The organism is Paractinoplanes abujensis, assembly GCF_014204895.1.
Taxonomy (GTDB): domain Bacteria; phylum Actinomycetota; class Actinomycetes; order Mycobacteriales; family Micromonosporaceae; genus Actinoplanes; species Actinoplanes abujensis.
Map to the genome: position 1 here is coordinate 895,564 of NZ_JACHMF010000001.1, position 21,715 is coordinate 917,278.

15 protein-coding genes and 3 rRNA genes are annotated in these 21,715 nt (G+C 68.1%); 10 read left to right on the forward strand and 8 right to left on the reverse strand.

Annotated features, from left to right (window positions below; translation table 11 throughout):
• Nucleotides 1-52: 52 nt before the first annotated feature.
• The 5 genes from BKA14_RS03535 to BKA14_RS03555 all read right to left on the reverse strand — a co-directional run bounded on the left by BKA14_RS03535 (nt 53) and on the right by BKA14_RS03555 (nt 5,145).
• Nucleotides 53-1,180, reverse strand: a complete 1,128-nt coding sequence (locus tag BKA14_RS03535) for a hypothetical protein (RefSeq protein WP_239093750.1) — start codon at nt 1,178-1,180, stop codon at nt 53-55.
• Nucleotides 1,177-1,917 carry a TIGR03943 family putative permease subunit gene (locus tag BKA14_RS03540; RefSeq protein ID WP_184949501.1) on the reverse strand — a complete coding sequence of 247 codons (741 nt, stop codon included), beginning with the start codon at nt 1,915-1,917 and terminating at the stop codon, nt 1,177-1,179. The genes BKA14_RS03535 and BKA14_RS03540 overlap by 4 nt, the downstream gene beginning before the upstream one ends.
• Nucleotides 1,914-2,969 carry a permease gene (locus tag BKA14_RS03545; protein WP_184956528.1) on the reverse strand — a complete coding sequence of 352 codons (1,056 nt, stop codon included), beginning with the start codon at nt 2,967-2,969 and terminating at the stop codon, nt 1,914-1,916. Before BKA14_RS03545 ends, BKA14_RS03540 begins: the two co-directional genes overlap by 4 nt.
• A gap of 235 nt (nt 2,970-3,204) precedes the next feature.
• On the reverse strand, nt 3,205-4,362 hold the full coding sequence (locus BKA14_RS03550) for a 4-hydroxybenzoate 3-monooxygenase (RefSeq protein WP_184949502.1): 1,158 nt from the start codon (nt 4,360-4,362) through the stop codon (nt 3,205-3,207).
• A gap of 39 nt (nt 4,363-4,401) precedes the next feature.
• Nucleotides 4,402-5,145, reverse strand: coding sequence for an IclR family transcriptional regulator (locus BKA14_RS03555; RefSeq protein WP_184949503.1), 744 nt, complete (start codon nt 5,143-5,145; stop codon nt 4,402-4,404).
• A 69-nt stretch (nt 5,146-5,214) separates the two neighbouring features.
• Between BKA14_RS03555 and pcaH the strand changes: the two genes are divergently transcribed.
• The 7 genes from pcaH to BKA14_RS03590 all read left to right on the forward strand — a co-directional run bounded on the left by pcaH (nt 5,215) and on the right by BKA14_RS03590 (nt 11,443).
• Nucleotides 5,215-5,940: a protocatechuate 3,4-dioxygenase subunit beta gene (pcaH, locus tag BKA14_RS03560; RefSeq protein ID WP_203722968.1), complete on the forward strand. Its 726-nt coding sequence runs from the start codon at nt 5,215-5,217 to the stop codon at nt 5,938-5,940.
• The gene (gene pcaG / locus BKA14_RS03565) at nt 5,937-6,479 is read left to right on the forward strand and encodes a protocatechuate 3,4-dioxygenase subunit alpha (protein WP_184949505.1); all 543 of its coding nucleotides are present in this window, start codon (nt 5,937-5,939) and stop codon (nt 6,477-6,479) included. Before pcaH ends, pcaG begins: the two co-directional genes overlap by 4 nt.
• Nucleotides 6,476-7,660, forward strand: a complete 1,185-nt coding sequence (locus tag BKA14_RS03570; protein ID WP_184949506.1) for a lyase family protein — start codon at nt 6,476-6,478, stop codon at nt 7,658-7,660. Before pcaG ends, BKA14_RS03570 begins: the two co-directional genes overlap by 4 nt.
• A complete protein-coding gene (gene pcaDC / locus BKA14_RS45655; RefSeq protein WP_184949507.1) occupies nt 7,654-9,027 on the forward strand; it encodes a bifunctional 3-oxoadipate enol-lactonase/4-carboxymuconolactone decarboxylase PcaDC in 1,374 nt (457 codons plus the stop codon). Before BKA14_RS03570 ends, pcaDC begins: the two co-directional genes overlap by 7 nt.
• A gap of 220 nt (nt 9,028-9,247) precedes the next feature.
• On the forward strand, nt 9,248-9,904 hold the full coding sequence (locus BKA14_RS03580) for a 3-oxoacid CoA-transferase subunit A (protein WP_184949508.1): 657 nt from the start codon (nt 9,248-9,250) through the stop codon (nt 9,902-9,904).
• A complete protein-coding gene (locus BKA14_RS03585) occupies nt 9,901-10,542 on the forward strand; it encodes a 3-oxoacid CoA-transferase subunit B (protein WP_184949509.1) in 642 nt (213 codons plus the stop codon). Before BKA14_RS03580 ends, BKA14_RS03585 begins: the two co-directional genes overlap by 4 nt.
• 139 nt (nt 10,543-10,681) lie before the next feature.
• Entirely contained in the window at nt 10,682-11,443 is a 762-nt protein-coding gene (locus BKA14_RS03590) for a phosphatase PAP2 family protein (protein ID WP_239093752.1), read from the forward strand.
• A 101-nt stretch (nt 11,444-11,544) separates the two neighbouring features.
• On the opposite strand, the gene BKA14_RS03595 is transcribed toward BKA14_RS03590, so the two are convergent.
• Entirely contained in the window at nt 11,545-13,167 is a 1,623-nt protein-coding gene (locus tag BKA14_RS03595; RefSeq protein WP_184949510.1) for an amidohydrolase, read from the reverse strand.
• Nucleotides 13,168-13,746: 579 nt separating this feature from the next.
• Between BKA14_RS03595 and BKA14_RS03600 the strand changes: the two genes are divergently transcribed.
• From BKA14_RS03600 to rrf, 3 genes are all read left to right on the forward strand, one after another.
• Nucleotides 13,747-15,265: ribosomal RNA gene (locus BKA14_RS03600) — 16S ribosomal RNA — on the forward strand.
• Between the two features lie 363 nt (nt 15,266-15,628).
• Nucleotides 15,629-18,737: ribosomal RNA gene (locus tag BKA14_RS03605) — 23S ribosomal RNA — on the forward strand.
• Between the two features lie 122 nt (nt 18,738-18,859).
• Nucleotides 18,860-18,976: ribosomal RNA gene (gene rrf / locus BKA14_RS03610) — 5S ribosomal RNA — on the forward strand.
• Together the 16S, 23S and 5S rRNA genes form the textbook arrangement of a ribosomal RNA operon.
• 45 nt (nt 18,977-19,021) lie before the next feature.
• Here the strand turns inward: rrf and BKA14_RS03615 are convergent.
• Both BKA14_RS03615 and BKA14_RS44885 read right to left on the reverse strand, forming a co-directional pair.
• Complete coding sequence (locus tag BKA14_RS03615; protein ID WP_311776098.1) at nt 19,022-20,698, reverse strand: GAF domain-containing sensor histidine kinase; 1,677 nt, start codon at nt 20,696-20,698, stop codon at nt 19,022-19,024.
• Between the two features lie 103 nt (nt 20,699-20,801).
• Complete coding sequence (locus BKA14_RS44885; RefSeq protein WP_184949511.1) at nt 20,802-21,713, reverse strand: type II secretion system F family protein; 912 nt, start codon at nt 21,711-21,713, stop codon at nt 20,802-20,804.
• Between the last annotated feature and the right edge of the window lie 2 nt (nt 21,714-21,715).

Below are 21,715 nucleotides of genomic sequence, written 5' to 3' on the forward strand. Positions count from 1 at the left end.
GGTCAGGTCAGGGGCGCCGCCGCCGGGACCGTCCCCGCGGCGGCGCCCTCCTTCACACGGTTCGCAGGTCGAGGGTGTGCCAGGTGATGTCGTCGTCGTCCTTGGTGGTCGACCACCAGAGCATGCCGCCGCGGGCGAACGCGCCGTCCGCGTCCGGGGCGATGTCGACCGTACGGCCGGTCGCGATGTCGTAGACCACCAGCGCGGCCGCCCCGGTCACGTCGGTGTCGGGGCCCGGCTCGGCCAGTACCTCGAACCGGTCCAGCACGGCGACGTCGGTGATCGCGGACTGCGCGGCCCCGCCGGCGATCTTGCGGCGTTCCGTGCCGTCGGGCCGTACGAGGTCGATGCGGGCCAGCGTCTCCGCACCCATCACCATCGACCGGCACCACGCCGGGCCGCAGGTCAGCACGTCCATGGCCCCGGCCGCGGCGATCGGGACGTCGCGTCGCGTGGCCAGGTTGCGCAGCCGGGGCTCACCCGATGTGGAGCCGTCGTCGACCAGCCACGGCCAGGCCGACAGCGACCACTGGCCGGGCTCGGTGCGTACGGAGACCTGGCCCCCGCCGACGGGAACCGAGCGCACCTCGGTCTGCTCGGCCCCGTCATCCGGCGCGGCCGTCCAGTGCACCTGCCCGTCCGCCACCACCAGGTCGTACTGATTGCCGAAGAACACCGCACGGCCCATGTCGGCCAGCAGCCTGCGGGCCGGCCCACCGGCGACGGCGGCCGTCCACAGGCTGGTCCCGCGCCCGGCCGCCGACTCCACCCAGAAGACCCGGCCGTCGCTGACCGTGAACGCCTCGAACTGCGGATTGCCGTCCAGCGGGAGCCGGCGCCATTCCCGGACCTGGTTTCCCGTACGGAGGAGAAGGCGTTGCTCGGACCCGGCCGGGGTGGGCGCGGTGCCGACCGCGGTGGTCGCGTCGACGAAGATCGACGGTGCGAACAGCGGGCCGTCGGCCAGCCCGGCCGGCATGTCCGCCCGCTGCGCGCCGGGCCAGGCGGCCGACGCGCTGGTGCGGGCGGGCGGCCCTTTCGCCGTCGTCGTGTCGTCGCCGGGTCCGCCCGCGATCAGCGCGGTCCCGGCGGCCAGGGCGACGGCCAGCGCGACGGCGGTCGTCCAGCGATGGCGGCGCGGCGTCCCCGGCGGCGCGGCCCGCTCGATCGTCGCCGTCACGCGTACGGCTGCTTCGGCTGGGGGACCTCCTGCCACGACTTCACCTCGAGGAAGGCGACGTCGACGTTGTTCACCGGGTCCTTGCCGCGCTGCCCCGTGTAGACGCCGGTCACCTCGACCCAGGTGTCGGCGGGCACGTCGATCGGGGCCCGGCCGGTGAGCCCGAGCTTGATCGGGCGGCCGTCGGCGGCGCAGCAGGAGAGCACGATGCGGGCCAGCATCGGGGCGCCGTCGGGGGCGGTGGTGATGAAGCCGGTCAGCTTGAGGTCGCGGCCGGTGAGGCTCTTGCCGTCGTCGAACAGCGCGCGGGAGGCGTAATCGATCATGCTCAGCTCGACCGTCGGGCCCTCGGGCAGCGGGGGATAGTCGGAGTCGCCGACCGGGGCCGCGACCACGCTGCCGGCCTGATTGGCCGCGTACGACCCCAGGGCCGGCGGCGCCACCAGCAGCAGCCCCAGCACCGGCAGGATGAGCAGCCAGCCCACGCGCGGCCCGTGCTCGCCGTGACCGTGCCCGTCGTCGTCGTGCTCCGCGTGCTCGTCGTGCCCGGTCTGCTCGGCCGACCGCCACGAATACCAGATCGTCATGACGGCCGCGGCCACCAGCAGCAGACCGGTGGCGATCAGGAAGGGCCGCAACCCCTCCTTGACGTAGCGCAGATAGAGATCGGTGAACGAGGCGCGCAGGATCGCGCCCCCGAAGAGCAGCAGAATCACGCCCTGGGTCAGCCGGTTCACAGCACCACCACCCCCACGAGGCTGGCGACCAGCACGGCGACGACGAACGTGGCCGGCGCGAACCGGGAGGCGAACCGGCGGCCGAACACCCCGGTCTGCATCGAGATCAGCTTGAGGTCGACCATCGGCCCCACCACCAGGAACACCAGCCGGGACGTGAGCGAGAACTGGCTCAGCGAGGCGGCCACGAACGCGTCGGCCTCGCTGCAGATCGAGAGCAGGACGGCCAGCACGGCCAGCGCGATGATCGAGAGCACCTCGCTGGAGGCCAGCGACGACAGCCAGGCCTCGGGCACCACCACGTTGATCGTGGCCGCGGCGGCCGCGCCGACCACCAGGAAGCCGCCCGCGTGCAGCACGTCGTGGCGGCAGGCGGCCCAGAACGCCCGGGCCCGCGACAGGTCGTCGAGTTCGGGCCGGTGCGGCAGCCTGATCCACTCGGTCTTGCCCAGGCGCAGCCACAACCACCCGATCAGCACCGCCACGACCAGGCTGGCCACACCGCGGGCGACCGCCATCTCGGGCCGGCCGGGAAAGGCGACCACCGTGGCCGTCAGCACGATCGGGTTGATAGCCGGCGCCGCCAGCAGGAAGGCCAGCGCGGCGGCCGGTGTCACCCCGCGCCGGATCAGCGACCCCGCGATCGGCACGCTGCCGCACTCACACCCGGGCAGCACCACCCCGGCCAGGCTCGCCGTCGGCACGGCCAGCGCCGGATGGCTGGGCAGGGCCTTGGCCCAGAACGACCGGGGCACGTAGACCGCGATCACGGCCGACAACGCCACCCCGAACGCCAGGAACGGCGCCGCTTGCACGAGCACCGACACGAACACGGTCGTCCACGTCTGCAGCGCGGGCCCGGAGACGAGGTCGGACAGCGGCCCCCGGAACACGACCAGCAGGACCAGCAGCCCCGCCAGCACTTCGAGCGACCCGATCTTCCGCTCGCCCTTGCCGTGCGGCTCGCCGCCACGGTGCTGGTGCGGCTCGCCGTCGCCGGGCGCGGCCTGCTCACTGCCGTCCGGAGGCTGATCCGGCGAGTTCCAGTCGATGTCCTCGGCATCGAGGCGGGACGGGGGCAAGAGTCACTCCAATGCGGTCGGCCGCGCCCCAACATACCTGCCCGACCTCACCCCGCCAGTGCCTCACCCGAGGGAATCCCGCCCGCATTGAACTGCGCATATGTTCATCTGTGCATGCCTGGAGGTGGTGGGCGTGGACGGGCCGGAGCCACGGTATCTTGGCTTGGGGAGCGTCGAGGTTGACCTCGGCCGGCTTTGAGTCCGGTCAGAACCCGATCGGCAGGCCCGCGTAGTTCTCGGCCAGGCCCGTCGCGCCGGCCTCGCTCGACGTGACCCAGCGCAGCTGCGAAAGCTGCAGCTGGGCGTCGAAGGGGTCGCCCGAGGCGTGCAGCATCGTCGTCATCCACCACGAGAAGTGGGTGCAGCGCCAGACCCGGCGCAGCGCGTCGTCGGAGTAGCTGTCGGCGAGCCGGGCGTCGCCGTCGATCAGCAGCGCCACCAGAGCCCGGCTCAGCAGGGCCACGTCGGCCACGGCCAGGTTGAGGCCCTTGGCGCCGGTCGGGGGCACGATGTGCGCGGCGTCCCCGGCCAGGAAGAGCCGGCCGCGCCGCATCGGGGTCTGCACGTAGCTGCGCATCGGCAGCACGCTCTTGTCGGTGACCGGGCCCGGGGTCAGTTTCCAGCCGTCCTGCCCGTGGCCGAGCCGGGTCGCCAGCTCGGCCCAGATCCGGTCGTCGGGCCAGTCGGCGGGGTCCGTCCCGTTCGGCACCTGCAGGTAGAGCCGGCTCACGGTCTCCGAGCGCATCGAGTGCAGGGCGAACCCGCCGGGGTGCCACGCGTAGATCAGCTCGTCGGTCGACGGGGCCACGTCGGCCAGGATCCCGAGCCACGAGTACGGGTACACGCGCTCGTACCGCTCGCCCGGGGTGGCGGCGGCGCGCGAGGGCCCGAACGACCCGTCGCAGCCCGCGATCACGTCCGCGTCCAGCCGTTGCGCCGCACCCGAGGAGTCCGTGAACGTCACGTACGGCCGGTCCTGCAGGGAATGCAGCTCCACCTGGGAAGCCTCGTAGAAGACCTGGGCCGTCCCCGCCGCGACCAGGTCCTTCTGCACCTCGGTCTGGCCGTAGACCCACACGCTGCGCCCGGCCAGGTCGACGAAGTCGAGGTGGTGCCGTTCGCCGGGCAGCTGCAGATAGATGCCGCGGTGTTCGTGCCCCTCGGCCCGCAGCCGCTCACCCAGCCCCACCGATTCCAGCAGGTCGACGCTCGAACTCTCCAGGATGCCGGCCCGGATGCGGGCGGCCACGTACTCCTGCGAGCGGGTCTCGATCACGACCGCGTCGACGCCGCCGCGGTGCAGCAGATGGGCGAGGAGCAGACCGGCCGGGCCGGCGCCGATGATGGCGACCTGGGTGCGCATGGGCCCAGCCAACGGCAGCCGCGCCGCACCGGCAAGAGCCTATTTCCACTGACCGGAAGCCATCGTGCGGGCGATCCCGCGTGCGGCCACCTGCAGCGCGGCCACCAGGCGGGCCTGTTCGCGTCGCAGGTCGGGCACGACGATGCCGAGCGCGGCCACCACCGCGTCGGCCGGACCCCGTACGGGCACCGCCACCGAGCAGGCGCCCGGGCTCATCTCCTCGCCCGTGGTGGCGTACCCGTCCGCTCGGACCTTGCGCAGCTGCTCGGCGAGCCGGGCCGGCTGAGTGATCGTGTACGGGGTGACCCGCACGAGCCGGCCGAAAGCTTCCTGCCGTACGTCCTCCGGGGCGTACGCGAGAAGGACCTTGCCCACCCCCGTGGCGTGCAGCGGCAGCCGGGAGCCGACCTTGCTCACCACCGGCACCGACACATGCCCGGCCAGACGGTCGACGTAGAGCACCTCGCAGCCGTCGCGGACCGCCAGATGCACGGTGGCCAGGGTCGCGCCGTACAGGTCGTGCAGGAACGGCGACGCGGCCTGACGCAGTCCCGACTGCACCGGCGCGAGCAGCCCCAGATCCCACAGCCGACGCCCGATCACGTATTCGCCCGAGGCCAGGCGGGCCAGCGCACCCCACTCGCGCAGCTCGCCGACGAGCCGGTGCGCGGTCGCCAAGGGCAGGCCGGAGCGGCGGCTGAGCTCGCTCAACGTCAGACTGCGGTGCTCCGCGTCGAACGCTCCGAGCAGCGCGAGAGCCCGTGAAGTGACGCTCGCAGCCATGCCGGACCCTTCCGCTGGATGGAAGCCAAGTATCGTCTCGCGACCTTCGCCTGGTCTAGCGTCGCCAACGTGACGACCCAGGCGGACATCAATCGCGAGATCGATCAGTTGCGCGGGCGCGGCGGGCCCCAGCCGCGGCTGGACTACCCGCCCTACCGCAGCAGTGTGCTGCGGCATCCGACACGCGACCGGCTGCAGGTCGACCCCGAGGGCGTCGAGCTGTGGGCGCCCTGTTTCTCCGCCGCGGACGTCGACGACGCCGAGGCCGACCTGACCATCCAGCGCTCCGGCGAGCCGCTGGGGGAGCGGATTGTCGTCACCGGGCGCGTCGTCGACGGCGACGGGCGACCCGTACGGCATCAGCTCGTGGAGATCTGGCAGGCCAACGCGTCCGGACGCTACTGGCACCAGCGCGACCAGCACCCGGCCCCGCTCGACCCCAACTTCGTCGGCGCGGGCCGCTGCCTGACCGACGCCGACGGCGTGTACACCTTCCAGACCATCAAGCCGGGCGCCTACCCGTGGCGCAACCACGTCAACGCATGGCGGCCCGCGCACATCCACTTCTCGCTCTTCGGCACCGACTTCACCCAGCGCCTGGTCACGCAGATGTACTTCCCGGGCGACCCGCTGTCCGACCTCGACCCGATCTATCAGTCGGTCACCGACCCCAAGGCCCGCGACATGCTCGTGGCCTCCTACGACCACGACCTCACCACGCCCGAACACCGCCTGGGCTACCGGTGGGACATCGTGCTCAGCGGCACCCACCGCACGCCCATGGAGGAGCAGTGAGCTTCGCACCCGGTCAGACCGTCGGGCCGTTCTTCCACCTGGGCCTGCCCTACGAGGGTGGCAATCTGCTGGTTCCCGCGAGCCACCCCGATGCCGTACGGCTCCACGGGCGCGTTCTCGACGGCGAAGGAGCGGGCGTGCCCGACGCGGTGATCGAGATCTGGCAGGCCGACGCGTCCGGCCGCGTGCCCCGCGAAACCGGCTCCTTGCACCGCGACGGCTTCACGTTCACCGGGTGGGGGCGGGCACAGACCGACGGCGACGGGCACTACTGGTTCTCGACGCTGATCCCGGGCGCCACCGAACCGGGCCGTCGCCCGTTCTTCGCCGTCACCGTGTTCGCTCGCGGCCTCACCGACCGGCTCTTCACCCGCGCCTACCTGCCCGGCGACGAACCGGAAGCGCTGCTCGACGGGCTCGAACCGGCGCGCCGCGATACGCTGATCATCACGCGTGAGGAGCGCGGGCTGCTCTTCGACATCCACCTGCAGGGTGAAGGTGAGACGGTGTTCCTGAGCTATCCCCGGCAGGCTCCATGAGCAGTCTGCTCTGGCCCGGCGACGCCCGGGCCGGTGAGCTCTGCTCCGACGCGAGCTTCCTGGCCGCCATGCTCCGGGTCGAGTCGGCTTGGATCGACACCGACCTCTCAGCCCTGGCCGGCCCGGACGATCTGCCGGCGCTGGCCGAGGCCGCCGAGGAGGGTGGGAACCCGGTCATCCCGCTGCTGGCCCTGCTGCGCGCCCGCTCCGGCAACCCGCGCCTTCACCTCGGCCTGACCAGTCAGGACGTCCTCGACACGGCCCTCGTGCTCTGTCTTCGCGAGGCGGTTTCCGCGCTGCGCGGCCATCTCGACGCATCGATCACGACGCTGGCCGCGCTGGCCGACCGGCATCGCCACACCGACATGGCCGGACGCACGCTGACGCAGCACGCCGTGCCGATCACGTTCGGGCTCAAGGTGGCGAACTGGCTGCAGGGTGTGCTCGACGCCCGAGACGCCCTGACCGCGGCCACCCTCGGAATCCAGATCGGCGGCGCGGCGGGCAGCCTGGCCGCGGTCGTGGCCCTCGAAGGCTCGCCCGAGCTGGCCGTGGCCCGGGTCGCGGCCACCGCCGCCCGGCTCGGACTGCCCCCGCACCAGCCCTGGCACACCGGCCGGGCCCCGCTCACCCGCTTCGGCGACGCGCTCGTGACCTGCACCGACGCCTGGGGCCGGATCGCCAACGACGTGCTGCTGCTGGCCCGGCCCGAGATCGGCGAACTCGGCCTGGCCCGCAGCGGCGGATCATCCGCGATGCCCGGCAAACGCAACCCCACCCTGGCCGTCCTCGTGCGCCGGGCCGCGCTGGCCGGGCCGCCGCTGGCCGCGACCCTGCACACAGCGGCCGCGACGATGGTCGACGAGCGCGCCGACGGCGCCTGGCACGTCGAATGGGCCACGGTGCGCACACTCGCCCGCCGTACGGTGGCCGCGGGTTCGCAAACCGCCGACATGCTGGCCGGCTTGCAGGTCGACTCCCGGCGGATGGCCGCCACACTGGCCGCCGCCCGCCCCGGCATCGACGCCGAACAGCGCCAATACTCCGCGCCCGAGTCCTCTCGCGGGCCCACCGACTCCGACCCCTCCCGGCGCGGGGCCACCGACTCGGGCTCCTACCGGGGGGCCACCGACCTGATCATCGATGCCGCGCTGGCGCGGGCGGGGGAGAGACCATGCTGACCGCGACCACCATCGTCGACGCCCCCGGCCGCCCGCTGCTGCTGCTCGGGCCGTCGCTGGGCACCTCGGCCGAAACCCTCTGGCGGCGCTGCGCCGAACGCCTCCAGGGCGAACATCACGTCGTCGCCTGGGACCTGCCCGGCCACGGCGCGAGCCGGCCCGCACCCGGCGGTTTCGGGATCGCCGGGCTGGCCCGCGGCGTCCTCGCGCTGGCCGACCAGCTACGCCCGGACGAGCCGTTCCGCTACGCGGGCGTCTCCGTGGGCGGCGCGACCGGCCTGCAACTGCTGCTCGACGCGCCCGAGCGGGTCGAGTCGGCCGTCCTCATCTGCACCGGCGCCAAGATCGGGGAGTCCACGGGGTGGCGGCAGCGAGCCGAGACCGTACGCGCGGACGGCACCCCCGCCGTCGTCGGCGCCTCGCAGCAGCGGTGGTTCGCGCCCGGCTTCGCCCAGCAGTCCCCGGGCGTCGCGGCCGCCCTGCTCAACGCGCTGCGGGCCACCGACCCGGAAAGCTACGCGCTGGTGTGCGAGGCGCTGGCCGCGTTCGACGTACGGGACCGGTTGAACGAGATCACGGCCCCCGTGCTGGCGATCGCCGGCGCCGACGACCTGCCGACCCCGCCCGACGGCCTGGCCCGGATCGCGTCGGGCGTGCGCAACGGGCGTCTGGTCGTCCTGCAGAACGTCGCCCACCTGGCCCCCGCCGAGAAGCCGGCCGAGGTCGCGGCGCTGCTGGACGACCATTTCGGCGGCCCGGCCACCCTTGACCGGGTGCGCGAGGCGGGCCTGCGCGTACGCCGCCAGGTCCTCGGCGACGACCACGTCGACCGCGCCGTCGCCGCCACGACCGACTTCACCCGCGACTTCCAGGACCTGATCACCGCCTACGCCTGGGGCGAGATCTGGACCCGCCCCGGCCTCGACCGCCGCAGCCGCTCCATGATCACCCTGACGGCGCTGATCGCCCTCGGCCACCACGAGGAACTGGCCCTGCACCTCCGGGCGGCCCGCACCAACGGCCTGACCGACGACGAGATCAAGGAAGTCCTCCTGCAATCCGCCATCTACTGCGGCGTCCCCGCCGCCAACGCCGCCTTCCGCATCGCCCAACAGGTCCTCGCCTCGTCCCCGCCCGCCTCCTCTGCTTCCGCACCCCCTCCGTCCGCGTCCCACCCCGCGCCGTCGTCTCCGCCCACCCCCTCCTCGGCGGCCTCTCCCTCCGTGCCCACCCCTTCCTCCCCGGCCTCTCCCTCCGTGCCCACCCCGTCTTCCGGCTCCGAGCCTTCCTCCCGCCCCGTCATCTCCTTGCCCGTTATCCCTTCTCTGCCCGAGTCCCTCTTCTTCCGTCCGGGCGACGACCAATGACGGCGGCCTCCTCTGGGGACTCCACCAGCCGCAGCCGGTCGAACACGTCCCGTCCGCCCTCTCCCGGTCCCGCCGCCACCTCTCCGCCGGCTTTCCCCTCCGCTCTGTCGGCCCTCTTCGCTCCGGCCGCTTTCCCCTCCGCTCTGTCGGCCCTCTTCGCTCCGGCCGCTTCTCCCTCCGCTCCGTTGGCTTTCCCCTTCGCGTGCCGGGGGAGCGTTCGATGACGGCGGCGATCATGGGGGCGGCGGAGGCCGTCTCGGTCGTCAAGGACGGCGACACCGTGCTGGTCGGCGGGTTCGGCATGGCCGGAATGCCGGTCGAACTGATCGACGCGCTCATCGCGCACGGCCCCGGCGACCTGACGATCGTCAGCAACAACGCGGGCAACGGCGACACGGGACTGGCCGCACTTCTGGCGGCGGGCCGCGTACGGAAAGTGGTTTGCTCTTTCCCCCGTCAGGCCGACTCCTGGGTGTTCGACGGCCTGTACCGCGCCGGCAAGATCGAGCTCGAGGTCGTGCCGCAGGGCAACCTGGCCGAGCGCCTGCGCGCCGCCGGGGCCGGGATCGGCGCGTTCTACAGCCCGACCGGAGTGGGCACGCCGCTGGCCGAGGGCAAGGAGTCGCGCGTCATCGACGGCCGCGAGTACGTGCTGGAGTTCCCGATCCGCGGGGATGTGGCGTTGATCCGCGCGCACGTCGCCGACCGTATGGGCAACCTGGTGTACCGCAAGACGGCGCGCAACTTCGGCCCGGTGATGGCGACCGCCGCCGCCGTGACGATCGCCCAGGTGTCGCGGATCGTCGACGTCGGCGAACTCGACCCCGAGGTGATCGTGACCCCCGCTGTCTACGTGAATCGGCTGGTGTCGGTATGAGTCTGTCCCGTGAGCAGATGGCCGAGATCGTCGCCCGCGACATCCCGGACGGCGCCTACGTCAACCTGGGGATCGGTCAGCCCACGATGGTTGCCGACTATCTGCGCCCGGACAGCGGGGTCGTCCTGCACACCGAGAACGGCATGCTCGGTATGGGCCGCCCCGCGACCGGCGACGAGGTCGACCCCGACCTGACCAACGCGGGCAAGCAACCCGTCACCGAGCTGCCCGGCGCCTCGTATTTCCACCACGCCGACTCGTTCGCCATGATGCGCGGCGGGCACCTGGACGTCTGCATCATGGGCGCGTTCCAGGTGTCGGCGACCGGCGACCTGGCGAACTGGTCGACCGGCGCTCCTGACGCCATCCCGGCGGTCGGTGGGGCGATGGATCTGGCCATCGGGGCCAAGCGGGTCTTCGTGATGATGAGCCTGTTCGCCAAGGACGGCAGCCCGAAACTTGTGCCCGAGTGCACCTATCCGCTGACCGGCCGTGGCTGTGTGAGCAGGGTGTACACCGACGTGGCCACCTTCGCCGTCGGCCCGGAGGGGGCCCGGATCGTCGAAACGTTCGGGATCTCGGTCGATGAGCTGACCTCCCGCCTTTGCATGCCCTTGGTATCTTCGCCGTTCACTTGATCTTTGAGTTCGTGTCGTCCGTCGTTGGTTGTCGCCGTGTGATTCGTTTCGCAGAGTGAAACATTGCGTGGAGTGCAACTACTGGACGATCCTGGGGGGCCGGCTTCGGTTCTCCCGGCGAGGTCGTCCGGAGGTGCACGTGAACGGCATTGCTGTGCGACGTGCGCTGCGGGAGTTCGCTCTCGTGGCCGCGCTGTTCCTGGCGTACAAGATGGGTCGGCTGCTCGTCGACGGCCATGTCACCGAGGCGATGAACAACGCGTCGGCGGTCTGGCACTTCGAGCGCACCCTGCACCTGCCCAGCGAGGCCGGCCTGCAAGGCTCGCTGCTCGGCCACGAGTGGTGGGTGCGGATCGCCAACTGCTTCTACGCCTATGTGCACTTCCCGGCCACGGCGGCCGCGCTGATCTGGCTGTACGTCCGCAAGCCCGAAACGTACCTGTGGATGCGCCGCACCCTGGCCACGCTGACCGCGTTCGCGCTGGTCATCCACGCGCTCTACCCCCTCGCCCCGCCGCGGATGCTCACCGGCGTCGGCATCGTCGACACCGGCCGCTTGTTCGGCCCGTCCGTCTACGGCTCGCCCTCGAGCGACACCCTTTCCAACCAGTACGCGGCCATGCCGTCGCTGCACGTCGGCTGGGCCGTCGTGGTCGCCATCGCGCTGGTGGCCACCACCGCCGGCTGGAAGCGCTGGCTGTGGCTGGTCCACCCCGCGATCACGCTGATGGTCGTGGTGGTCACCGGCAACCACTACTGGGTCGACGCGATCGCCGTCCTCGGTCTGCTCGCCGTCGTCCACGCCCTGGTCCCGCGCGCGGCCGTGCCGCAGATCCCGGCCCAGCGCCGCCCCGCGACCGTTCCCGCCGCCCGGACACCGTCGTCTCCCCCTCGCGGCTGAGGCGGCCGGTCAGCCGTACGGGTCCCCTCCGCTCGGCCGTGGGCCCTGCTCCCGCTCAGCCGTAGGCCCTCCTCGCGCTCGGCCGTGGGCCCTGCTCCCGCTCAGCCGTAGACCCTCCGTCCGTCGACGTAGGTCTGTGCGACCCGCGCCTGGCCGATCTCCTCGATCGGCCGGGCGAACAGGTCGCGATCGAGCACCACCAGGTCGGCCCGACAGCCCGGTGCGAGGCGTCCCGAGTCGTCCCGCCGATTCACGTACGCCGATCCGGCCGTATAGGCCTCCAGCGCCGTGCCCAGCTCGAGCCGCTGCTCGGGCAGGAAAGGCTCGCGCCCCTCGTCGGGCAGCGTGCGGTTGACGGCCACGTGGATGCCTTGCAACGGGTCGGGCGTGCTGACCGGCCAGTCGCTGCCCCCGGCCAGCCGCGCCCCGCTGCGCAGCAGATCGCCGAACGGGTACTGCCGGGTCACCGCATCCGGGTCGAGGAACGGGATCGTCAGCTCGTCCATCTGCGGCTCGTGCGCCGCCCAGTACGGCTGCATGTTCGCCGTCGCCCCCAGCTGCGCGAACCGCGGCACGTCGGCCGGGTGCACCACCTGCAGATGAGCGAGATGGGGCCGGGTGTCGCTGGGCCCGTTCGCCGTGCGGGCCGCCTCCACCGCGTTGAGCGCATCCCGGACCGCCCGATCGCCCAGCGCGTGGAAATGCGGCTGGAAGCCCAGCTTGTCGAGCTCGGTCACATAGCGGGGGAGCGCCTGCGGATCGATGAACGACATGCCCCGGTTCGACGTGGCATGACCACAGGCATCGCGATAGGGCTCCGTCATCGCCGCCGTGAAGTTCTCCGCGATGCCGTCCAGCATCAGCTTGACCGAGTCGCAACGCAGCCGCCCCGCCGTCAGCTCCCGGCGCCGCTCGACCAGCTGCGCGACCTGCTCCAACCCGCGATCCCGATCCCACCACAGGGCCCCGACCACCGTCGCGACCAGCGTTCCCTCACGGGCGGCGCGCACATACGCGTCGGAGACGTCGGCATATCCGTTGGAGGCCGCGAGCATGGCGTCCTGCCAGGCCGTGATGCCCAGCGACAGCAGCAGCCGCTGGGCCCGCAGCAACCCCTCGTACTTCTCCGACGCCGTCATGTCGGGCACATCGACCAGCTCCATCGCGCCCTCCTGCAACGCGCCGATCGGCGTGCCGTCACCCTCCCGGTCGATCCGCCCGCTGGCCGGGTCGGGCGTCGCAGCCGTGATGCCGGCCCGTTCCAGCGCCACCGTGTTGACCCAGGCGGCGTGGTGATCGCGGTTGAGGAGGTAGACCGGGCGGTCCGCCACCACGGAGTCGAGCAGCCGCCGATCCGGGATGCCGTTCTCGAAGCTTTCCATCGACCACCCGCCACCCAGGATCCACTCGGCCCGTGGATTGGCCGCCGCGTAGTCACGGACCCGGCGCAGGTATTCCTCCGGGTCGGTGGTGCCGGTCAGATCGCACTGGCCCAGCTCGACGCCGCCCATCACGGCGTGGATGTGCGCGTCCTGAAACCCCGGGAGGAGCAGCCGGCCGCCCAGATCGACCACCTCCGTGCCCGCCCCCACGAGGTCGCGCAGCTCATCCCCGCCGACCGCGAGGATGCGCCCGTCCTTGACCGCCAGCCCGGAATGCCGGCCCTGCTCGTTCCCGCCCGTGAAGACGTTGCCCCCGGTGAGGACCAGGTCAGCCTGAGTCATGAGCAGCTCCCAACACCCGTACGCACCCACGCCGCCCTGGCGCGAGGCCCCTACATCCCACACCCTTCGGCGGCCCGCCGGGCACCCCTGTGGATAACTCCGGGAGCGCCACCCTGACCTGGGGTGATGCACACCATCGGGGGCCGATTTGGCGGTTGGGCCAACAGCAGGTAATGTTTTCCGAGCCGCCAGGGAGACGGGCGAGCGAGCGGGACTCTTCGGAGGCCCGGCGCGGCCGTCCTGGAGGAAACCACTGAACCCAACAGGGTTGATCGGTGTGCGCCGTTCGCGGCCGACCGGAGATTCTGTTGAACGGTGGTGCCCAAAGCAATTCGGGCACGGCAAATTCGGGTCACAACCCCGGATTTGGCGCAACGGAAAGCGGCGGGTAAGGTTTTGGAAGTGCCCCGGAGCGGTTAGCCGGGTGTGGTTGTTCTTTGAGAACTCAACAGGGTGCTTGATAAGCCAGTGCCAATTAGTTATACCCCGGCCGGCTTGCTCGTTCTTCGGGACGGGGTTTGTCGGTGGGTGATTCCTTTGGCAGTTGTTTAACTGCCGGGACAGTTTTTCAACAGGTTTTTGTTGGAGAGTTTGATCCTGGCTCAGGACGAACGCTGGCGGCGTGCTTAACACATGCAAGTCGAGCGGAAAGGCCCTTCGGGGTACTCGAGCGGCGAACGGGTGAGTAACACGTGAGTAACCTGCCCTGGACTTTGGGATAACCCTCGGAAACGGGGGCTAATACCGAATACGACACAGCTTTGCATGAAGTCTGTGTGGAAAGTTTTTCGGTCTGGGATGGGCTCGCGGCCTATCAGCTTGTTGGTGGGGTGATGGCCTACCAAGGCGACGACGGGTAGCCGGCCTGAGAGGGCGACCGGCCACACTGGGACTGAGACACGGCCCAGACTCCTACGGGAGGCAGCAGTGGGGAATATTGCACAATGGGCGGAAGCCTGATGCAGCGACGCCGCGTGAGGGATGACGGCCTTCGGGTTGTAAACCTCTTTCAGCAGGGACGAAGCGCAAGTGACGGTACCTGCAGAAGAAGCGCCGGCCAACTACGTGCCAGCAGCCGCGGTAAGACGTAGGGCGCGAGCGTTGTCCGGATTTATTGGGCGTAAAGAGCTCGTAGGCGGCTTGTCGCGTCGACCGTGAAAACTTGGGGCTCAACCCCAAGCCTGCGGTCGATACGGGCAGGCTCGAGTTCGGTAGGGGAGACTGGAATTCCTGGTGTAGCGGTGAAATGCGCAGATATCAGGAGGAACACCGGTGGCGAAGGCGGGTCTCTGGGCCGATACTGACGCTGAGGAGCGAAAGCGTGGGGAGCGAACAGGATTAGATACCCTGGTAGTCCACGCTGTAAACGTTGGGCGCTAGGTGTGGGGGACCTCTCCGGTTCTCTGTGCCGCAGCTAACGCATTAAGCGCCCCGCCTGGGGAGTACGGCCGCAAGGCTAAAACTCAAAGGAATTGACGGGGGCCCGCACAAGCGGCGGAGCATGCGGATTAATTCGATGCAACGCGAAGAACCTTACCTGGGTTTGACATCGCCGGAAAACTCGCAGAGATGTGGGGTCCTTCGGGGCCGGTGACAGGTGGTGCATGGCTGTCGTCAGCTCGTGTCGTGAGATGTTGGGTTAAGTCCCGCAACGAGCGCAACCCTCGTTCGATGTTGCCAGCGCGTTATGGCGGGGACTCATCGAAGACTGCCGGGGTCAACTCGGAGGAAGGTGGGGATGACGTCAAGTCATCATGCCCCTTATGTCCAGGGCTTCACGCATGCTACAATGGCCGGTACAAAGGGTTGCGATGCCGTGAGGTGGAGCGAATCCCAAAAAGCCGGTCTCAGTTCGGATCGGGGTCTGCAACTCGACCCCGTGAAGTCGGAGTCGCTAGTAATCGCAGATCAGCAACGCTGCGGTGAATACGTTCCCGGGCCTTGTACACACCGCCCGTCACGTCACGAAAGTCGGCAACACCCGAAGCCGGTGGCCTAACCCCGCAAGGGGAGGGAGCCGTCGAAGGTGGGGCTGGCGATTGGGACGAAGTCGTAACAAGGTAGCCGTACCGGAAGGTGCGGCTGGATCACCTCCTTTCTAAGGAGCAACTCGACCACGAAAGTGGTCCAGTAGCCCGCGACCTGCGAATGTCAGGTCGGGGTGCTCATAGGCGGAGACACTGGCCAGTCTGAACCGGCAACGGCCGGCGAGCCTAGTACAGCCTTCGGGCGTGGAACGGATTCGCTGGTGCGGCTGGGGAGGGCGACAAGAGATAGCACCCTGTTGGGTCCTGAAAGAACAACCTGTGTGGTTGGGATTTCAGTGCCAGGCGCGACCTGGTTTCGTATACCACTCGTGGGAGCCGGTGACGGCGCCGAGGTTCGGTACGGAACGTTTTGGGGTTGTGGGTTGGTCGTTGGTTGAGAATTGCACAGTGGACGCGAGCATCTTGTTTTCTGTGGTTAAGTTGTCAAGGGCGAACGGTGGATGCCTTGGCACCAGGAGCCGATGAAGGACGTGGGAGGCCGCGATAGGCCTGGGGGAGCTGTCAACCTAGCTGTGATCCCAGGGTGTCCGAATGGGGAAACCTAGCACGAGTCATGTCGTGTTACTCCCGGCTGAATACATAGGTCGGGTAGAGGGAACGCGGGGAAGTGAAACATCTCAGTACCCGTAGGAAGAGAAAACAACAGTGATTCCGTGAGTAGTGGCGAGCGAAAGCGGACGTAGCCTAAACCGAGGGCGTGTGATAGCTGTCAGGCGTTGCGCCATCGGGGTTGTGGGACGTGTTGGGGTGTGCTGACATGCACCCGAGGAGTTACAAAATCTGAGGTTAGTGGAACGGTGTGGGAAAGCCGGCCGTAGAGGGTGAGAGCCCCGTAGACGAAAGTCTCTGATCTCCTTACGATGTTCCCGAGTAGCAGCGGACTCCTAGAATCTGCTGTGAATCTGCCAGGACCACCTGGTAAGGCTGAATACTTCCTGGTGACCGATAGCGGACGAGTACCGTGAGGGAATGGTGAAAAGTACCCCGGGAGGGGAGTGAAATAGTACCTGAAACCGTTCGCCTACAATCCGTCAGAGCCTTTCGGGGTGATGGCGTGCCTTTTGAAGAATGAGCCTGCGAGTTAGTGGCACGTGGCGAGGTTAACCTGTGTGGGGTAGCCGTAGCGAAAGCGAGTCTGAATAGGGCGTTGTGAGTCGCGTGTTCTAGACCCGAAGCGGGGTGATCTAGCCATGGGCAGGTTGAAGCGTGGGTAAGACTGCGTGGAGGACCGAACCCACCAACGTTGAAAAGTTGGGGGATGACCTGTGGTTAGGGGTGAAAGGCCAATCAAACTCCGTGATAGCTGGTTCTCCCCGAAATGCATTTAGGTGCAGCGTCGTGTGTTTCTTGCCGGAGGTAGAGCACTGGATGGTCTAGGGGGCCTACAAGCTTACCGAAATCAGCTAAACTCCGAATGCCGGTAAGTGAGAGCGCGGCAGTGAGACTGCGGGGGATAAGCTTCGTAGTCGAGAGGGAAACAGCCCAGATCACCAGCTAAGGCCCCTAAGCGTGTGCTAAGTGGAAAAGGATGTGGGGTCGCTTAGACAACCAGGAGGTTGGCTTAGAAGCAGCCATCCTTTAAAGAGTGCGTAATAGCTCACTGGTCAAGTGGTTCCGCGCCGACAATGTAGCGGGGCTCAAGCACACCGCCGAAGCTGTGGCATTCACACATGACATCCGCCTTCCGATTCGTCGGTTGGTGCAGTGGTGTGGATGGGTAGGGGAGCGTCGTATGGCGAGTGAAGCGGCGGGGTGACCCAGTCGTGGACGCCATACGAGTGAGAATGCAGGCATGAGTAGCGAATGAAGAGTGAGAACCTCTTCCGCCGGATGACCAAGGGTTCCAGGGCCAGGCTAATCCGCCCTGGGTGAGTCGGGGCCTAAGGCGAGGCCGAGAGGCGTAGTCGATGGATAACGGGTTGATATTCCCGTACCCGCGAAGGAACGCCCAAGACGAACCTTCATGTACTAACCGCCCAAAACTGGTAATGGCTTCGGCCGGCATCAGCGGAGCGCGGGACCTTGTGGGGTAGTAGTTTAGTGATGGGGTGACGCAGGAAGGTAGCTGGTCCCAGGCGGTGGTTGTCCTGGGGTAAGCGTGTAGCCCGGACTATAGGCAAATCCGTAGTCCATGTAGGGTGAGACGTGATGCCGAGCCGTTTCAGGTGAAGTCAGTGATCCTATGCTGCCGAGAAAAGCCTCTAGCGATGTTCCGAGCGGCCCGTACCCTAAACCGACACAGGTGGTCAGGTAGAGAATACCAAGGCGACGGGTGAACTGTGGTTAAGGAACTCGGCAAATTGCCCCCGTAACTTAGGGAGAAGGGGGGCCGGACGCGTGAAGCCACTTGCTGGTGGAGCGTGGTATGGCCGCAGAGAGCAGGGGGAAGCGACTGTTTACTAAAAACACAGGTCCATGCCAAGTCGTAAGACGATGTATATGGACTGACGCCTGCCCGGTGCTGGAACGTTAAGGGGACCTGTTAGCCTTTCGGGGCGAGGCGGAGAACTTAAGCGCCAGTAAACGGCGGTGGTAACTATAACCATCCTAAGGTAGCGAAATTCCTTGTCGGGTAAGTTCCGACCTGCACGAATGGCGTAACGACTTCCCCACTGTCTCAACCACAGGCCCGGCGAAATTGCAGTACGAGTAAAGATGCTCGTTACGCGCGGCAGGACGGAAAGACCCCGGGACCTTTACTATAGCTTGACATTGGTATCCGAATTTAATTGTGTAGGATAGGTGGGAGCCGGTGAAGCTCGGACGCCAGTTCGGGTGGAGGCAATCTTGAAATACCACTCTGTTGGGTTTGGGTATCTAACTTGCGGCCCTGATCGGGTCGAGGGACAGTGTCTGGTGGGTAGTTTAACTGGGGCGGTTGCCTCCTAAAGGGTAACGGAGGCGCCCAAAGGTTCCCTCAGCCTGGTTGGCAATCAGGTGTTGAGTGTAAGTGCACAAGGGAGCTTGACTGTGAGACTGACGGGTCGAGCAGGGACGAAAGTCGGGACTAGTGATCCGGCACTTGCGTGTGGAAGCGGTGTCGCTCAACGGATAAAAGGTACCCCGGGGATAACAGGCTGATCTTCCCCAAGAGTCCATATCGACGGGATGGTTTGGCACCTCGATGTCGGCTCGTCGCATCCTGGGGCTGTAGCAGGTCCCAAGGGTTGGGCTGTTCGCCCATTAAAGCGGTACGCGAGCTGGGTTTAGAACGTCGTGAGACAGTTCGGTCCCTATCCGCCGTGCGCGTTGGATACTTGAGAAGGGCTGTCCCTAGTACGAGAGGACCGGGACGGACGAACCTCTGGTGTGCCAGTTGTCCCGCCAGGGGCACGGCTGGTTGGCTACGTTCGGAAGGGATAACCGCTGAAAGCATCTAAGCGGGAAGCTCGCTTCGAGATGAGGTATCCCACCACCTTGAGTGGGTAAGGCTCCCAAGAGACTATTGGGTTGATAGGCCGGAGATGTAAGCCAGGTAACTGGTTCAGTCGACCGGTACTAATAGGCCGAGGGCTTAACCGCCCTAAACTTTTTGCTCGACGCGTCCACTGTGTGATTCACAGCAAACGAACAACCGGTTGGCAGCAGCCCCTTTTGAACGGGGTCGGCTGGACAACAACCTGGATTGTTCCGCTGATAGCTGTTTCGGTGGTCATAGCGGAGGGGAAACGCCCGGTCTCATTCCGAACCCGGAAGCTAAGCCCTCCAGCGCCGATGGTACTGCACTCGGGAGGGTGTGGGAGAGTAGGACGCCGCCGGACTCAACGTGAACAGTAGGCCCACCCCATTACGGGGTGGGCCTACTGTCATTTGGGCAGTTGCAGGCAGACGGTCGTGCCGCCGCCCGGGGTCTCCTCCAGCGTGATCCGGCCGCGGTGCCGGTCCAGAATGCGCAGGCACGTGGAGAGCCCGATCCCGAAACCCTTCTGCTGCTTCGGGTCGACCTGCGCGAACATCTCGAACACACGCTCCCGCTGATCGGGCGGAATGCCGATCCCGTTGTCGGCCACCCGCACGATCCACTGGTCCGGCTGGTCCTCCGCGCTCACCGTGATGTGGCACGCACGGTCGGGCCGGCGATACTTCATCGCGTTGTCGAACAGGTTCTGCAGCAGCTGCCGCAGCAACACCGGGTCGCCCTGGATCGTGGGCAGGTCATCGGTCGTCGAGATCTGCGCCCCGCTGCTCTCGGTGGCCGTGCGGAGGTCGGCCAGCACATCGAGCACGACGCTGTTCAGGTGCACCGGTTCGGCCTTGTACGGCGTCTGGCCGGCCCGGGCGTACCGCAGCAAAGCGTCCACCAGCTTCTGCATGCGCTCGACCGACCGTATCGCCCCGGTCAGCCACTTCGTGGCCCGTTCGTCCAGCTCCGCGGTGTACTCGCCGACCAGCAGATCGAGGAAGCCGTGCGCGGCCGCCATCGGGCGGACGAGGTCGTGACTGACGGCGCCGGCGAACTGTTCCAGCTCCTCGTTCGAGCGCCGCAACTCGACCATGGCCAGGGACAGCTTCTCTCCCCGGGCTGCGATCTCGGCGCTGGCCCGTTCGAGTTCCCGCCGGTAGGCCCGGTCGGCCGTGACGTCGTTCATCACGACCACCGCGCCCAGCACCTCACCGGCGTCGTCGACGAGCTGGCTGCCGTTGCAGTTCAACAGGATCGTGGGGCGGCCCGGAGCGCGCAGGGTCATCTCGACGTCTTCGATCTTGCCGTCGTGCAGGGCCCGGAGCAGCGGGATCTGGTCGGGTGTGAGCCGGGACCGGCCTTCGGCGTCGAACAGTCCGTACCGGTCGGGCAGGGCCGACGGGTCGAGTGAGGCGTCCGCGTCCATGCCGTGCCAGTCGCGGGCCGCCCGGTTGAGCAGTGTGACGTGGCCCGCGGGGTCGGAGACGACCACGCCCACGTTGATCGTTTCGAGGACAGTGGTGATGAAGCGCTGACGATGTTCGGACTCGACGGCGAGCCGTTCGTTGAGGCGGGCTTGCCGGCGGCGTTCGAAGAGGGCCACCAGCACGTCGGCCAGGTCGATGAGGCGGCCGCTCTGCTCGTCGGTCAGCTCCTTGACCTGGTCGTCGAAGACGCACAGCGTGCCCAGCGCGTACCCTTCGGGGGTGATCAGCGGCGCCGAGGCGTAGAAGCGGACGTTGGCGATGTGCCCGTTGACCCACGGGTTGTCGCAGTAGAGCGGGTGTTCGCGGGCGTCCGGCACGTGCACGAAGCGACCGGCCCGGAACTGGATGGCGCACATCGAGTCGGACCGCGCCGAGTTGCCACCCTCGAAGCCGTACGTGGTGAGCTGACACTGCCGGCTCTCGTCGATGAGGTTCAGCGTCGCGGTGGGGACACCGGCGACCAGGGCGGCCACCCGTACGACGGTGGTCAGCTCCTCGTCGGCCGGGGCGTCCAGCACGCAGTACTCGTGCAGAACCGCAAGCCGCCGCTCCTCGTCGAGCACGGACCCGATCACGACAGATGCCACCTCCACCTATCGACCGGAAATGTCCGTTCCTTAGCCGAGGGCGGCAGTGAGGGCGGCGCGGTGAGGGGAGGGTGACGGCTCTGCGGGAAGGGGCCGTTCACGGACGGGGTCAGAGACTGCCCGCGATTTTGATCATGGCGGGGCCCAGGACGACGATGAAGATGACCGGGAAGAGGCAGAACAGCACGGGGAAGAGCAGCTTCACCGTCACTTTCTGGGCCTGTTCCTCGGCCCGCTGGCGGCGTCTCATGCGCTGGTCCGACGCATGTTCCCGCAGGATGCCGGCCATGGAGATCCCCAGTTCGCCCGCCTGCACCAGGGCCGTCACGAGGGTCTTCAGGTCCCGTACGGTGGTGCGTTTGGCCAGCGCTCGCAGTGAGACCGAGCGGGAGACACCGAGGCGCATCTCCTGGAGCACGCGGTTGAGCTCGTCCGGCATCGGGCCCTGCAGCAGCTGCGCCACCTGGGCCATCGCGGCGTCCAGGCCCAGGCCCGACTCGACGCCGATCACCATGGCGTCGAGCACGTCGGGCAGGGACATGGTGATGTCCTTCTGGCGTTTCACCCCGGCGTTGTAGACCAGCAGGTCGGGCACGTGCAGCCCGGCCAGCACGCCGAGCGCCGCCCCGGGCAGCGCGAACGCGAACGCGATGCCCTGGGCGATGATGTAGAAGAACAGGCCGAGCACGATCCCGCCGATCATGCGGCCGCGGATCACCCGGTCCAGGGGCCACGCGGTCGGGTTGCCGGCGTAGTCGAGGTGCCGCAGCAGCCGGGCCCGTACGGGTGGCGGGGTGACCAGGTTGCCCACGCGCTGCAGGGCCCACACCACCGGCGGTCGCAGCCGGCCGCCGAACGGCGTGGCGGCCGCGCGGGGCGCGTTGCGGCTGCGGTCGAACGAGTGCAGGATTCGCAGCATGCGCTGGCGGCGGCTGGGCGGCACGGTGGCCGCGGCCGCGGCGAACGCCACCGCCAGGATCGAGGCCAGCGCGGCGATCGCGACGAGGATCGGTCCGGTCACCG